Source organism: Alkalibacter mobilis (assembly GCF_015594845.1).
In the GTDB taxonomy this organism is placed as follows: domain Bacteria; phylum Bacillota; class Clostridia; order Eubacteriales; family Alkalibacteraceae; genus Alkalibacter; species Alkalibacter mobilis.
In genome coordinates this window covers 1-1,701 of record NZ_JADNRK010000063.1, presented here as the reverse complement: position 1 = coordinate 1,701, position 1,701 = coordinate 1, and the positions used below count along the sequence as shown (strand labels likewise).

The 1,701-nt window shown below is 39.6% G+C and carries 1 protein-coding gene; it reads left to right on the top strand.

Annotated elements, in window-relative coordinates:
• Positions 1 to 298: 298 nt before the first annotated feature.
• A complete protein-coding gene (locus IWB18_RS12375; RefSeq protein WP_195683924.1) occupies positions 299 to 1,585 on the top strand; it encodes an IS110 family RNA-guided transposase in 1,287 nt (428 codons plus the stop codon).
• The last annotated feature ends 116 nt before the right edge of the window (positions 1,586 to 1,701 follow it).

The following is a 1,701-nucleotide window of genomic DNA, read 5'->3' as shown; positions in this document are numbered from 1 at the left end:
CACAGCTATATTCTTATTTATTTTTGTTAAAGAATATCCTAATGCTACAATAACCATATAGGTTGTTAGCGAAGGTTTGAGCTTACGCTCCTTGCAAAGCATATGCTGTTGCTTAGAAAGCTTGCTCCCTGACTTAAGTATCAAATGCTGCTTACTCAGATGTTGCATCACCATCAGTAGCCCCCAGCAAGGTATTTCTGTTGGTTGAATGCTTATTATGCGAGGTTTCAGTCAGTGCTTAAGATTAGGATATTCTTTCTCTAATTTCCTCATCCCTATCACGAAAGGTGGTGATACTATGAAAAAATCAGAGTATTTGTCTACTTTGTTTGTGGGCATTGATGTATCTGCCCGTGAAAACGTAATTTGTGCATTGAATTTCGAACAAGACAGATTATTAGAATTTGCTGTTGCCAATTCTCAGCCCGGCGCCGATGAAATTGCTGATAAACTTTCTGTTTTGCTGTCTAGTTGCAAGTTCACTCGCGTCGTTATTGCTTTAGAGTCCACTTCTTTTTATGGGATACATATTGCCAATTTTCTATCTTCTTGTGCGCTTCTGGCGCCATATAGTACCTATGTTTACTGTCTCAATCCGAAGATTATCGCCAATTACAAGAAATCTTTTATTGGCATGAGTAAGAAGGACCCTATTGATGCTTTTGTCATTGCCGATTTTGCTCGAGTAGGAAGAATCACTTCTGAGCCTTGGCGTGGTTCTCAGTTTCTTGCCCTGCAACGCTTAACAAGGCATCGCTTGCACTTGGTCGAATGCTTGACTAGAGAAAAAACGTATATGCTCTCCAATGTATTTCTCAAGTTTAGTGAATTTGCCACTCTTACAAAGGGAAATCATCCTTTCTCAAACAAGTATGGCGCTGCTGCTTCTGCCGTTCTAACAGATTTTCTTTCTAATGAACAGATCGCAGAAGCATCTATTGAAGATCTCATTGCTTTTGTTTGTGAAAAAGGAAAAAATCGCTTCAGCCATCCTCAAGAGGTGGCTTCTATCTTGCAAGCTGCCGCCAGGAACTCGTATCGCTTGGATAAATGCCTTTACGAACCTTTGACTATTGCCATTGCCTCTTCGCTAAACTGTCTAAAAGCTTTCGAAGCTGAAATCAAGTCCATTGATAAAGCCATCGAAAAAACAGTTTCTGGGCTTAATCCAGCTGAATACATTTGTTTAAAATCAATACCTGGTATCGGTCCAGTTTTTGCCTCTGGCATACTTGCTGAAATCGGCAGTATCCAAGCCTTTGACAGCCATTCGGCACTAGCTAAATATGCTGGTATCGTATGGACTGAAAATCAGTCCGGCGACTTCCAATCGGATGACACAAGGATGAGCAAAGCTGGCAACAGGTACCTTCGTTATTATTTAATAGAAGCTACGGGAAGTGTTGTTCGACATCTTCCAGAATATAATGCCTTCTACCAAAAGAAGTTTGATGAAGTCAAAACTCATCAACATAAACGAGCACTCGCACTTACATCACGGAAATTTATCCGTTTGGTTTTTGGATTGCTGGCTAAAAACCAACTTTTTGTTCCTCAAGGAGTAGATCATACTCCTAACTCATAACTTCAACTTTGCCTTGATTTTTTCTTTCAAATCTCAAGGTCTATTTGTCATGCACTTTTTTATTGATTCTGTCGAAGTTTCTTATTATTTATCGATTGACATATTACCAGATTGCT